This is a genomic window from Streptomyces sp. MZ04 (assembly GCF_004684775.1).
Lineage (GTDB): Bacteria > Actinomycetota > Actinomycetes > Streptomycetales > Streptomycetaceae > Streptomyces.
In genome coordinates this window covers 1-11,942 of sequence record NZ_SRIC01000250.1, presented here as the reverse complement: position 1 = coordinate 11,942, position 11,942 = coordinate 1, and the positions used below count along the sequence as shown (strand labels likewise).

Annotated in this window: 11 protein-coding genes and 1 pseudogene; 3 read left to right on the top strand and 9 right to left on the bottom strand. The window is 73.2% G+C overall.

All coding sequences use genetic code 11. The features are described from left to right. A partial coding sequence (locus tag E2651_RS34030) for a glycosyl hydrolase (RefSeq protein ID WP_135335113.1) occupies positions 1-1,076 on the top strand: 1,076 nt, incomplete at its 5' end. 30 nt (positions 1,077-1,106) lie between these two features. On the opposite strand, the gene E2651_RS34025 is transcribed toward E2651_RS34030, so the two are convergent. From E2651_RS34025 to E2651_RS33985, 9 genes are all read right to left on the bottom strand, one after another. Beyond that, the gene (locus E2651_RS34025) at positions 1,107-2,228 is read right to left on the bottom strand and encodes a GNAT family N-acetyltransferase (protein ID WP_135335112.1); all 1,122 of its coding nucleotides are present in this window, start codon (positions 2,226-2,228) and stop codon (positions 1,107-1,109) included. Then, positions 2,228-2,890: a lipopolysaccharide biosynthesis protein gene (locus E2651_RS34020; protein ID WP_135335111.1), complete on the bottom strand. Its 663-nt coding sequence runs from the start codon at positions 2,888-2,890 to the stop codon at positions 2,228-2,230. The genes E2651_RS34025 and E2651_RS34020 overlap by 1 nt, the downstream gene beginning before the upstream one ends. 7 nt (positions 2,891-2,897) lie before the next feature. Continuing rightward, on the bottom strand, positions 2,898-4,091 hold the full coding sequence (locus E2651_RS34015) for a glycosyltransferase (protein ID WP_135335110.1): 1,194 nt from the start codon (positions 4,089-4,091) through the stop codon (positions 2,898-2,900). Next, positions 4,088-4,858 carry a polysaccharide deacetylase family protein gene (locus E2651_RS34010; protein WP_245239396.1) on the bottom strand — a complete coding sequence of 257 codons (771 nt, stop codon included), beginning with the start codon at positions 4,856-4,858 and terminating at the stop codon, positions 4,088-4,090. Before E2651_RS34010 ends, E2651_RS34015 begins: the two co-directional genes overlap by 4 nt. Next, entirely contained in the window at positions 4,848-6,515 is a 1,668-nt protein-coding gene (locus tag E2651_RS34005) for a lipid II flippase MurJ (RefSeq protein ID WP_135335109.1), read from the bottom strand. The genes E2651_RS34010 and E2651_RS34005 overlap by 11 nt, the downstream gene beginning before the upstream one ends. Continuing rightward, positions 6,512-7,771, bottom strand: a complete 1,260-nt coding sequence (locus tag E2651_RS34000) for an O-antigen ligase family protein (RefSeq protein ID WP_135335114.1) — start codon at positions 7,769-7,771, stop codon at positions 6,512-6,514. The genes E2651_RS34005 and E2651_RS34000 overlap by 4 nt, the downstream gene beginning before the upstream one ends. 97 nt (positions 7,772-7,868) lie before the next feature. Next, complete coding sequence (locus tag E2651_RS33995; protein ID WP_135335108.1) at positions 7,869-9,353, bottom strand: sugar transferase; 1,485 nt, start codon at positions 9,351-9,353, stop codon at positions 7,869-7,871. Further along, the gene (locus tag E2651_RS33990) at positions 9,350-10,516 is read right to left on the bottom strand and encodes a glycosyltransferase (RefSeq protein ID WP_135335107.1); all 1,167 of its coding nucleotides are present in this window, start codon (positions 10,514-10,516) and stop codon (positions 9,350-9,352) included. The genes E2651_RS33995 and E2651_RS33990 overlap by 4 nt, the downstream gene beginning before the upstream one ends. A gap of 32 nt (positions 10,517-10,548) precedes the next feature. Further along, the gene (locus E2651_RS33985; RefSeq protein ID WP_135335106.1) at positions 10,549-10,806 is read right to left on the bottom strand and encodes a hypothetical protein; all 258 of its coding nucleotides are present in this window, start codon (positions 10,804-10,806) and stop codon (positions 10,549-10,551) included. 357 nt (positions 10,807-11,163) lie between these two features. Here E2651_RS33985 and E2651_RS33980 point away from each other — a divergent pair, with 357 nt between their 5' ends. Both E2651_RS33980 and E2651_RS33975 read left to right on the top strand, forming a co-directional pair. Further along, on the top strand, positions 11,164-11,403 hold the full coding sequence (locus E2651_RS33980; RefSeq protein WP_135335105.1) for a chaplin: 240 nt from the start codon (positions 11,164-11,166) through the stop codon (positions 11,401-11,403). A gap of 204 nt (positions 11,404-11,607) precedes the next feature. Beyond that, positions 11,608-11,942 (top strand): annotated as a pseudogene (locus E2651_RS33975) (hypothetical protein); the annotation flags it as partial.

Below are 11,942 nucleotides of genomic sequence, written 5' to 3'. Positions count from 1 at the left end.
CCACACCACCCGTCCCGCCGAGCCCCACCACGCCCGTCCCGGCAGAGCGGAGTCCGGCGTTCGGCGCCTATCTCGACTACGGCCCCAAGGGCGTACAACGGATGGCGGAGCTCAGCACCTGGCTGGGCGGCGCGGAGCTGCGCGTCGGCCACACCTATCTGCCGGGTGACCGGTGGAGCAACATCGAGGGGGCGCCGAACTTCCTGGAGAGCTGGGCACAGTGGCGGCGCGCGAAAGACGACCGGCTCTTCGTGCTCAACGTCCCCATGCTGGAGCGCAACGAGGAAAACGTCGGTGACTGGGAAGTCCGCTCACAGCTCCGCAAGGGCGCCGCGGGCGATTTCGACGAGCATTTCCGCACCCTGGCCGAACGCCTCGTGAAGCTCAAGGTGCCCGACACGGTCGTCGTGCTCGGCTGGGAGATGAACGGGACCACGTACACCCACCGGTGCGGTCCCGACCCGGAGTCCTGGAAGAAGTACTGGAAACGCGTCATCACCACGATGCGTTCGGTGCCGGGCCAGAAGTTCAAGTTCGACTTCACCCCGAACCGGGGCCGCGACGCCATTCCGTGGACGCAGTGCTATCCCGGTGACGACGTCGTGGACATCATCGGCATGGACTCCTACGACCAGCCGGCGGGCCAGTCCTTCGCCGAGCAGGTGAGCGAGCCGTACGGACTGCAGGAGCACGTGGAATTCGCCGCCGCCCACAACAAGCCGATCTCGTATCCCGAGTGGGGTCTTTTCCGCAACGGCGACAACGAGGAGTACATGCGGAAAATGCTCGTCTGGATGGACAAGCACAAGCCGTTCTACAACACCGTCACCGACTACTGCCCGCACGGCGTGTGGCAGTGCGAGGACAACCCCAAGGCGTCCAAGGCGTACCGGTCCCTGCTCTTCGGCCGCAAGGACACCGAGCCGGCTCCGCAGCCGAACCAGCCGCCCCAGCCGCCCCAGCCGGTCGTGCCGACGCATCCGCCCAACTGCTCCCCGCTGGAGATGGGCGACTGGGTCGAGTACTGGCTCGGCGGCAAGCTCTGCATGCGCCTGGACTGGTGGAGCCGCCGCTGATCCGGCATCGCGCGGTGGCGGCGGCACGCCTCAGGAACCGCCGCCACCGCGCTCCTCCCGCCGGCACAGGTACTCCTTGCAGCGGCTGCGGGCGGCCGCGTCGCAGGCGGCCGCCCGCAGCACGGGGGCGGTGCGGCGGCGGGCCAGCAGGAAGCGGTGGTTGGTGACCGCCTCGGGGCGCCAGTGGTGTTTGTACGGTTCGTTGCCGCGAAGGAGGCTGAGCACCCGGGCGCGGTCGCCCTCGGCATGCTCGGTGCAGGCGTTCAGGAGCATGGTCGCCACGTCGACCTTCCGCTCCCGCAGCCGCGGATGCGCGCCGTAGAGATAGCCGCCGACCAGGCCGGGCGAGAGCAGCGTCAGATCGGCCGCCACCACGTCGTCGTCGAGCCGGAACTCAGTGACGACCGCGTCGCCCGCCCTGACCATGAGCCCCACCGACCTGATCAGGTGCTCGGAGAACCGCGGCTGGAGGTGCTCGGACGTCACCTTCCTTCCCTGCCACTGGAGTTGGTGCAGGTGAAGGAGTGTCCGCACCGAGGCGTCCACCTCGTCATGGCGTACGATCCGCCGCTCGACGCCCAGTGCGTCCATCTTCCGGATCTTGGCGCGCGCCCGCTGGGCCCGCGGGGTGGGCAGCCGGCCGAGCAGTTCGTCCATGGAGGCCGCGGGCAGCTCAAGGCAGAGGGAGTCCGTCAGGCGCAGCCGGGGTCCGCGCCACTGTTCGTAGATCCGTTCCACGGCGGCACCCGACCTGACCTCGCGGAAGTCGATCAGCGCGCCGCGGGCCAGCCTCGACAGACCGACGGCGAGCGCCTCCGAGGCCTCATCGGCGTACTCGTCGTCGAGCAGCACATCAGTGAAGTCGGAGATGGCGCCGCCCAGCGGCACCAGCGCCGGGAGCGGCAGACGGGTCCGCATCAGCGGCGCGGCGGCGACGAGCTCGCCGTCCCTGCGCACGAGCACCACCCGGAGCCGCCCGCGCCTGCCGTAGGAGAGCCACCACGAGTGCAGCCACGCATGGCTCTGGAAGGGCGTCGCCGTCCGGCACCGGCGGTGCAGCCTCGCCCACGCCGCCGCGAGCGCCCCGAACTCCTCCTGGTCCGCGCAGACTTCGACGGTCAGGGCGGGGCACGCGGGGCCGTGCGGGGCCATCACATCTCCCGGCCGAGATCGGCGGCCTGCGCGGGTCCGGGCACGGGGGCCGCCACCGCCTCCTCGGTGCGCCGGGGCCGTACGAGCAGGGCGAGGCCGCCGAGCAGACCGCCCGCGCTCGCGCCCACCAGGGCCGTCATGGGCGGTGACGCCGACGCGGGGGCCGCCGGCTTGATCGCCCGGGAGAGCTGGAGCAGCCGTACCCGCGTGCTGTCCTTGGTGTGGTTGGCGTTGTTGGTCAGGGACCGCGACACCGCGTTGGCGATGTCGCGCGCCTTGCCGGGCTTGGCGGCGGTCGCCGAGATGGAGATCATCGGCGCGTCGGGCGAGGTGGCCGCCTGCACGCTGTCGCGCAGCGTCTGCGGCGAGACCCCCGACTCGACCTGGGCGTCGCCGAGCACCGCGAGCTGGGTGGCGACGCGGCCGTACGCCTGGGCGAAGCCGAGCGCCGCGGTGGGGTCGGACTCCCCCTGCGGCACGGCGAGCACGTAACTGGTGGCCGTGTACGTCGGTGTCTTCACCACGCCGTACGCGCCACCGGCCAGGGCGCCGGCCAGCGCACCGGCCGGCAGCAGCCACCACGCGGGAAGGCGCTTGACGCGGCCGAGCACCGTGGCGGGCGGTCCTGCCGGGCGGTGCCTTCGCTTAAGGGTTTCGGTCATCGGGAACTCACTCTCGGGGTCGCGCGTCTCGGGTCGGGCATCTCGGCGTCGGGTGTCTCGGGGTCGGGTGTCTCGGGGTCGGGCCGGCGGCAGCTGTCTCGTACACACGCATCAACTGATCGGCGCTGCGCGTGATGCTGTAGTGGTGCGCGGCGTCCAGCGGCAGCCGCTGCCGCGCCCCCGCGTCCCGGGCCCGCAGCAGCGCCCGGGCGAACGAATCCGGGTCCCCCTGCACACGCAGCGCCCCGCGGGACGCGCCCGGCGGCAGGTCCTCGACGGCCGGGCACCTGACGTAGAGCACCGGCAGACCGGCGGCGAGACCCTCCACCACGGCGAGGCCGAAGGCCTCCTCGGGCGAGGGCGATGCGAGGACGTCCATGGCGGCGAGGAGCGCGGGCAGGTCACCACCCTCGGCGTCCGTGCCCGTGGCCAGGTGCGGGCGCTCCCCGGCGAACAACACCCGGTCCGCGACGCCCAGTTCACGTGCCGTCGCGCGCAGCCGGGCCTCGTCGGGGCCGCCGCCGACGAGCAGGACGCGTACGTCACCGGGCAGCGCGGCCAGGGCGTGCAGCAGGACGTCGAAGCGCTTGCCCGCCGCGAGCCGCCCCACCCCGCCGACGACGAACGCCTCGCCGTCAAGGCCCAGTTGGCGGCGGGCCGCGATCCGGGCCCGTGGATCGAAGCGGAACCGCTCGACGTCGATGCCGTTCGGTACGACGTGGATGCGCTGCCGGGGCACGCCCCACCGGCTGAGCCGCTCGGCGACGGACGGCGAGACCGCCACGGTGGCCCGGCCCAGGCGCTCACCGGTCAGGTACAGGGCGCGGACACCGGCGGTCAGCGGGCGGCCCTCCATCTGGGAGTCGCCCAGGGAGTGCTCGGTGGCCACGACCGCCCGGGTCCCCGCAAGGCGCGCGGCGATCCGCCCGTACAGGCAGGCGCGGTAGAGGTGGGTGTGCACCAGGTCGTATCCGCCGCCCCGGATCAGCTTCACGAGGCGGGGCAGCGCGCCCATGTCACGGTTGCCGGACATGTCCAGGTGGATGACGCGCACCCCGTCGGCCGTCAGACCGTCGGCGACCGGGCCGGGGTTGGTGAGGGTCACGACGTCGCAGGAGGCGGGCAAGTGCCGCAGCAGCAGCCGCAGTTGCTGCTCGGCGCCGCCCACGCCGAGGCCGGTGATGATGTGCAGGGCCTTCACGGAGTCACCGCCGGTTCGCGGACCGCGCGGCGGCGGAAGCGGTGGAGGCGCAGCTTCAGGTGCAGCCGCAGGGCGGTGTCCCGCCGGCCGATGTGGACGCGCGGCAGGGCGTGGATCCCGGTCAGCGGGCCGGGGGAGATCGCGCACGCGTAGCGGTAGCCCGCCTCGCGTACGGCGTCGACGACCCTCGCGTCGACCGTGCCGTACGGATAGCAGAAGCCCTCCACCTCGCGGCCCACGAGCTCGGCGAGGGCTTCCCGGCTGCCGCTGGTCTCCCGCCGCAGCAGCCGGTCGTCGGCGCTGGTGAGGTCGACGTGGGTCAGGCCGTGCGAGGCGATCTCCATCCCCTCGGCGGCCGCGCGCCGGATGCCGTCGGCGTCGAGCAGCGGTTTGCGCGGCCCGAGCGGGTCCCAGGCGTTCTCGCCGGCCAGCCTGCCCGGCAGGACGAAGACGGTGGCGTCGAAGCCGTACTGGTGAAGGAGCGGAAGCGCGTGGTCGACGAAGTCGGTGTACCCGTCGTCGAAGGTGAGGCCGACCAGGTCCCGCCCCTCGCCGCGGGCGCGCGCGTCGAGGAGCCGCGTCATGCTCACGCCGCGCAGGCCCTGCCGCCGCAGCCACCGCAGTTGGGCCGCGAGGCGCTCGGTGGAGACGGTGATCTCGTAGGGATCGTCCGCGCAGTCGTCCACGGAGTGGTACATCGCCACCCACATCGGCGCCTCGGGCAGCAGGGTCCAGGGCCTGTGGCCACGTGCTGTGTCAACGGACATGCGGGAGCTTTCGTGTGACGGAACGGACGATAGAGGGGACGACGGAGCGGACGACGGGCTCGAAGGCCTGGGGCCGCAGCGCCCAGAGCACCAGCGCGAAGACACCGGCGACGGTCAGGCTCCCGGCCGCGACCCCGACGAGCGGGGACGCGACGCGCATCGCCACGGCCGCGCCGAATCCGGTGGCGCACACCATCGCGGCCGCTGGCTTGGCCAGTTCGGCAAGGACGCGGCGGACCCGGATCGGCACATTGCGCGGCCCCATCCCGCACAGCAGCACGATCGCCGTGACGCTGATGCCGGCCGCGTTGGCGAGCGCGATGCCGCGTACGCCCCACAGGTCCACGGCCCGGCTGCCGATGACGGCCGTCGCGGCGACCCCCACCGCCATCGCGCCCAGCGGGTACCACGTGACCCGATGGCCGGAGAAGTACGAGCGGACCAGCGCGCCCACCAGCGTGTGGCCGAGGAGCCCCAGGGCGTACACGCGCATGACGGCCGCCGTCGCCGTGGTGTCGGCGGGCGTGAACGCGCCGCGCTGGAACAGGAGTTGGATGATCTGCGGCGCGCACGCGATCACCACGGCGGCGCCGAGCAGCACGACGCACGCGGCAAGCGCCAGGTCGCGTTCGACGCGGGACCTGGCCCGCTTGACGTCCCCCTCGGCCAGGGCCCGCGCGACGACCGGGAGCGTGACCGTGCACAGCATCAGGGAGAGGATCATCGGCACCTGGGCGACTTTTTGCGCGTAATTGAGGTGCGAGATGGCCCCGGCGGGCAGCGACGACGCGAGGAAGCGCTCGATGAGGACCTGCGACTGGCGGCACAGCGCGAACAGCAGCACGGTGGCGATGAGCGCGCCGCTCATCAGCCGCGCCGCCGACGCCTCGTCCGTCGCGGTGCCACTCGGCGTGATCACAGGACGCCGCCGCAGCTGCCGCCAGAGCGAGGGCGCCTGCACGGCCACCATCAGTACGCCGCCGATCGCGACGCCAAGCGCGGCGGACCGGACGCCGCCGCGCCCGTGGAGCACGAACAGGGTGCCGATGATGCCGACGTTGTAGGCGACGTAGATGGCGGCGGGCGCCACGAACCTGCGGTGCGCCCGCAGCGCCGCGCTGCAGTAGCCGGCGAGGCCGAAGCTCAGGGCGCAGGTTGCGGTGAGGCGGGTGCAGTCCACGGCGAGCCGCGGGTCGGGCAGGCCCGGCGCGAGCAGCGCCACCAGGTGCGACGCCTCCGCCATCAGGACGAGCCCGACGCCCGCGAACGCCAGCGAGAGGCGCGGCAGCGTGGCGGCCACGAGCTCTCGCACCGGGTCCTCCCGCGCGTTGCGGCGGCGGGCCAGGGCCATGCTGAAGGCCGGTACGAGGGCGAACGCGAGGCCGTCCTCGATGAGCAGGGTGGTGGCCACCTCGGGCACGGTCCACGCGACCAGGAAGGCGTCGGTCTCGGAGCCCGCCCCGAAGAAGTGCGCGAGGGCCTGGTCGCGCCCGAGCCCGAGCACCGCCCCGGCCACGGTGAGCACGGCGGTGACGAACGCCGCCTTGGCGAGAAAGCCGTTGGAGGGGTCGGATCCCTTGGGGGGCGCCGCCTCGGTGGCAGGGGCGAGCACCTTGCCGGCCGGGGCGGCGTCGACGGAGCGGGTGGTCGATGTCATCGCGGGACCTCCCCCTCCAACGCCCGCCGGGACAGCGCCCACCAGGCGACGAGCCCGAGCACGACCGCCATCAGGACCGTCGACGGGCCGCCGATGTCGGCGTACGCGAAGTCCACGAGCTGCCACACGAGCAGCCCGCACGCGACCAGGGCGCAGTCCAGGCCGCTGCCCGGTCCGCCGCGCGCATGCACCAGGCGCCGCAGCCCGAGCACGAGGCAGGCCAGCCAGCTGCCCGCGAGGGCGCACAGGCCGAGCAGCCCCTGCTCGCTGAGGACGAGGAGGTACATGTTGTGCGGGGAGAGCAGCGGCTGGCGGCGGAACTCCGCGCCCGCGCCGCCGGTGTCGCTGCCGGAGGAGAGGGCCACCGACGCGTGGCTGTCGCGGTGGTCGGGGAACGCCTTGAGCCCGACGCCCGTCAGCGGCTTGTCGCGCCACATGTCCACGGCCGCCGCCCACATCGTGTACCGGTCGGTGATCGACTGGTCCGGGGCGTCGGCCACCTGCGTGATGCTGGTGATCCGCTCCTGCAGCATCGCGGTGCCGATCCCGAACCCGCCGACGAGTACGACCGCCGCGGCGGTGACGGCGGCGAGCACCTTCAGCGCCCGCCGCACTCCCGCGAACGCCAGCTGCGCGCCGCACGCCACGGCGGTGGCGATCCAGGCGCCGCGGCTGAAGGACAGCGCGAGGGGGACGATCAGGAGCAGCGCGCAGATCACGGCCGCCTGCCGCTGTTTCGGGGCCGCCGGGCCGAGCGCGAGGGCCAGGGCGCACACCACTCCGTACGACACGACGGTCGCCATGCCCATGACGTCGGAGGCCCCGAAGGTGCCCACGGCCCGGATGTCGGCGCCCATGTAGGTGGCGCCCGTGCCCGTGACGTACTGGTAGACGCCGAACGCGCCCTGCCACAGCGCGAGGCCGATGAGGGACCAGGCCACCAGGCGGAAGTCGCGGCGGTCCCTGACGAGTACGAGGACGGCGGCAGGCACCAGGACGAAGATCTGGAGGTAGCGCACCAGGCCGGTCGTCCCCGCGGACACGGTGCTCGCGCCGACGGCGGCGACCGCGATGCCGAGCACGGGCAGGCCGAGCACGACGGCTGCGGTCCGCGTCAGCGGCCGCCGCGCCGTGCGCACGGCGTGGGCCACGCACCAGAGCACGACGAGGCCGGACGCGGCGTCGGCGATCGTGCCGCCCCCGGAGTCGGGGCCGCTCGACGGCACGGGCAGCGCGAGCAGCCCGACGAGCAGCATGACCGGCAGCACGGGCGCGGCCCCGCGCAGGGCCGCCGAGATCGCGGCGGCCGGTGAGCCGGGCGGGAAGATACTGATCGACGCGCTGTTCACCGGGTCAACTCCCTGACGGGCGTACGAGGGAGGCCGCGGTCCGGAGCAGGATGCACAGGTCCTGCCAGAACGACCAGCTGTCGATGTAGGCGTTGTCGAAGCGGCACCGGTCCTCGATCGAGGTGTCGCCCCGAAGGCCCTGGATCTGCGCGAGGCCCGTGATGCCGCTCGGCATGCGGTGGCGTTCCGCGTAGCCGGGATACGCCTGACTGAACTTGGCGACGAAGTAAGGGCGTTCGGGGCGCGGCCCGACCAGGCTCATGTCGCCCCGCAGGACGTTCCACAGCTGCGGCAGCTCGTCGAGCGACGTACGGCGCAGGAACTGGCAGAACCCGCTCATGTGCTGCTCGCCCGCGACGGTCCACCGGGTGGCGGCCTCGTGCGGATCGGCGGGCCGGTGGGTGCGGAACTTCAGCAGGGTGAAGGGCCGCCCGTCCCGGCCGACGCGCTCCTGACGGAAGATCACTCCCGGGCCGTCGCTCGACCGCAGGACGGCGGCGCAGACCAGCAGGACGGGGCTGAGGAGGAACAGCAGGATCCCCGAGGTCACCAGGTCGAGGGCGCGTTTGCTGATGCTGCGGTGCCGCTGCCCGGCCGGTGCGAGCGGCCGGCAGGGGAACCCGGCGATGCGCCCGGAACGATAGCGGCGGCCCGGCGCGTCGTACCCCGGCGGCTGGGTCGCGTCGACCGCCCATACGTCGCAGCCCGATGCGCTCAGCGACCGCAGCCAGCCGATCTGCTCCGGGCCGGGGTCGGGCCCGACGACCAGCACGGTCCGCACGCTGTTCTGGATGACCGCGCGGCGCAGCTCCTCCAGCGTGCGGAGCACCGGCAGTTCGGCGCCTTCGGCCGCTTCCGTCCGCTCTCCTTGCGCCTCGGCCACGATGCCCACGGGCCGCACCCCGGCCTGCGGATGGCGAAGGACCGCGTCCGCCACCCGCCGGGCGACGCCACCGGGGCCGACGACGAGCGCGGGGCGCGGCTGGCGCAGCACCGCACGGCGCGCCCGCAGGTACACGGCGCCGCGCCCGGCGCAGCTGAGCACGCACTGCAGGGCGGCCGCCGACGCCAGGGTGGTGGCGGAGACCGGGTCGAGCGCGGAGAAGCTCGCCGCGAGGAGACCTGCCGCGCCCCAGGTCACCGCGATCTGCCAGGCCAGCACGGGCAGTTCGTCGAGCACGGAGGGCACGGCCACCCTGCGGTACAGCGCGGCGCGGGTGTTCAGGCTGGTCACGCCGACGACCAGCACGGCCACCAGCAGGGGGTGGCGCTGCGGCCCGGCGAGGAGCAGGGTGCCGAGCAGGGCCGCGGCGCAGTCGACGGCCAGCAGCGGGAAGGCCGCGGGGCGGCGCACGGAGGAGCCGAGGCCGATGGTCGCCCGCAGGCTTCGCCCGGCCGCGCGGGGAGGGACGACCGACGCGGTGACGACGGCTTGGTCCGCGGCCCGTGGCTGCGTGGCAGGGGTGGCGACGGTTCGTTCCGCACTCACGGGTTGATGGACTCCCTGCACTCGGTGGGGGCCACGCCCAGCAGCTCCCGGTACACGGCCGCGACAGCGTCCGCGGTGTGCCGCACGTCGTGGGTGTTCCGTACGTGGCGGTGCGCCTGGCGGCCGAGCTCCGCGCACAGCCACCGGTCGCCGAGGAGAGCGATGAGGGCCCGAGCGAGGGCCCCGGGGTCTTCTCGGGGGACCAGGCCGTGCGGCACGAGTCCGGGCGGCAGGCTCTCGCGCGCACCGTCCACATCGGTGACCACGACCGGGCGCGCGCAGGCCATGGCCTCGAGCGGTACGAGCGCCATGCCCTCCCACCGGGACGGCAGGACGACGAGGTCGGCGGCCCGGTACCAGGGCGCGGCGTCCTCGATGTCCCCGGCGAACAGCACGGACGGGGGCGCCTGCCGGCGCAGCGCGGGTCCGTCGGGCCCGTCCCCCACCAGCACGAGCCGGGCCAGCGGCAGCCGCTCAGCCACTGTCGGCCAGGCCCGCAGCAGTACGTCCTGTCCCTTCTGCCGGCAGAGCCGGCCCACGCACACCACCAGGGGCGCCGCGTGCGCGATGACCTCGTCGAGCCCGAGCGCGGCCCGGCCCGCGTCGGTGTCGCCGGGCCCGAAGCGCTCGACGTCCACCCCGTTCGGCACGACCGACCACCGGGCGGCGATCCCGGAACGCTGCCCGGTACGCCGCTCCGCCTCGCTGACACAGACCACGTGCGAGGCCCACCGCGCCCCGAACTGCTCCCATTTCAGGGCGAGTTGGGCGGTGACACCGCCGACCGCCTCGAAGGACCACGCGTGCGGCTGGAACACCGTGGGCAGCCGGCCGCGGACGGCGATGCGTGCCGCGAGCCCCGCCTTGGCGCTGTGCGCGTGCACCACGTCCGGCCGGAGCTCGTCGACGATGCGAGCGATGCGGCGCACCTCGTCCGGCAGCCGCGGCCCCGGCGAGCGCGTCGCCTCCCAGCGGTGGGTGCCGCAGCCAAGACCCCGCACGGCGTCCGGCAGCCGGCCGCCGTCCGGACACGCCACGTCGACCCGCATCCCCGCGGACAGCTGGGCTCCCACCAGGTCGGTGACCACACGGGCCACTCCGCCGTCGACGGGCTGCGTGACGTGAAGGACCCGCGGCCAGAGGGCAGTTGATGACTGTTGCATGCACGGCGCCTTGCTCAGGGGGAGGTGGTGCGCTACCGCTTCGCGTCGACAGCGGCGAAGAGCACACCGGCCCAGGCGGACTCTCGCTGCGAGGCGAGACGGATGACCGAGTTGGCAGCGCGGACGACCCCGCCGCGCCGCAGCGCGTGGTGGCGCTCCGCGAACTTGGTGGTCGCCGCTTCCGCCGCGGGGGGTGCGGCGACGGCGGGGCCGCCCGTCGCCGAGACGGCCGCGAACGAAAAGGCGCACAGCATCGCACGGCGCAGAAGCGGGCCCAGGGAATTGCGCATGACCGGCGTTACCCTTTCGGGAAGATTCCGAACCAGGATGGAGAATTAAAATGGGAAAGTCACACTAGCCTCGTAAACTTCCCGCATTCGTTCTGTCAAATGGCTTCAGGAGGAGAGCAACACTAGCCGCTTTCTGAATTTATCCAGGAAGGCTGACAAGTGTGTCGGAATCGTGAAGCACCGCGCGTCCACCGCACTCCGGGAACGCCGCCGGTACGCCACCCGTGCGCCGCCGCGTTAACCTCGCGCCAGCAGATCACCCTTTTGGGCCCACAACCCCCGCGAGCGACGCCCGTTGATCCATGGGCCGGGCACTCCGCCCTGCCGATGCATCAACTGACCAAGGAGCAACTCTCCATGTCGCGTACCGCGAAGGCTTTCGCCCTCACCTCCGTTGCCGTTGCCGCCGTGGCCGGCAGCGCCGGCATCGCCGCCGCCGACGCCGGCGCCCAGGGGGCCGCCACCCACTCCCCCGGCGTCGGCTCGGGCAACGTCGTCCAGGTTCCGGTTCACATTCCGGTCAACGCCTGCGGCAACACCATCAACTTCATCGGCCTGCTGAACCCGGCGTTCGGCAACACCTGCGTCAACAGCTGACACCTCGGCAGCTGACGCTGCGGCAGTCGGCTCTCCGCGACGGCCGCCCTCCCCCCTGGGAGGGCGGCCGTCGTGCGTTCCGCTTCGCCCCCTGTGCGACCCCGCACGGCCCGCATGCCCCAAATGGCAGTCGCTCGGTTGCGGTCGGCCTTCACCGCTTTCACGGTGAACACAAGATCTGACGCATCACCGAAGGGAACATCCATGCGTGCTCTGCCCGCACGGCGTATCGCGACCTCCGTCCTTTGCGCATCACTCCTCCTCGGGACGGCCGGTCCCGTCATCGCCGCCGAGAACGACTCCCCCCACGGCAGCGCCCAGGAGGCCGCCCGCGCACCGGTACCCGGAGCGGACGCGCTGCTCGCCCAGACCAAGACCCTGGGCGACGCCGGCGGTGTGCTCACCCCGGTCACCGCGCTGCTCGACGCCATCCTCAAGGCCGACAGCGGCCAACTGCCCGCCGCGGACGCCACGAAGCACGCCGACGCGGTGAAGGGCGCCATCACGGCGGCCACGGCGGCGGCCCCCAAGGCCCCCGC